Genomic DNA, 832 nt, shown 5'->3' with positions numbered 1-832 from the left:
CCGACGCCCTGTATGTACTGGGCGACCTGTTCGAAGCCTGGATCGGCGACGATGATGACACCCCGTTCAATCTCGATGCCATCGCCGCCTTCCGACAGTTTTCTGACAGTGGCAGCAAGCTTTACTTCATGCATGGCAACCGGGATTTCATGCTCGGCAACGACTTTGCGAATGCCTGCGGCGGCACCCTGCTTGACGAAGGCACCGTAGTCGACCTCTACGGCACCGCCGTAATCCTGATGCACGGCGACAGCCTGTGCACCCTGGACACCGCCTATCAACAGTTCCGCACCATGGCCCGCAACCCGCAGTGGCAGCAAGGCATGCTCGCCAAACCGCTGGAAGAGCGACGCATGATCGCCCAGGGCATGCGCATGCAAAGCCAGGGCAACAACGCCAACAAGGCAGAAAACATCATGGACGTCACCCCGGAAGAAGTGGTCCGGGAAATGCAGGAAGCTGGTGTTCAGCACCTGATCCACGGCCATACCCACCGCCCGGACGTCCACGACGTGGACTTGCCTGATGGCACCGGCAAGCGCTGGGTGCTGGGTGACTGGGGGAAGTTGGGATGGCAGATCATCGCAGACAGTGAAAAAGGGCTAAAACTGGAAAGCTTTGAGATTAGTTGACAGTTGATAGTGGACAGTTGACAGCTGCGCGACAAAGTTTTTTGTGGGATGAAACGTAAGAGGCCGCGTCCATGCTTTGGGCGCGGCCTCTTACGTTTCAAAATGATCACAGCAAAATCGCGGGTTTTAGCTGTCAACTGTCAACTGTCCACTATCAACTGTTCCCGGCGTGCCCGAATGAAACCGGAACTCATCATCCG

The 832-nt window shown here is 57.0% G+C and carries 1 protein-coding gene; it reads left to right on the top strand.

The window, feature by feature from the left end; genetic code table 11:
• On the top strand, positions 1-632 hold a 632-nt coding region (locus A3754_RS23920; RefSeq protein ID WP_063521534.1), incomplete at its 5' end, for a UDP-2,3-diacylglucosamine diphosphatase.
• Positions 633-832 lie beyond the last annotated feature (200 nt).

It is taken from the genome of Alcanivorax sp. HI0083 (assembly GCF_001635175.1).
Note: the sequence above shows the minus strand (reverse complement) of the source record. Positions and strands in the feature narration are given on the sequence as shown.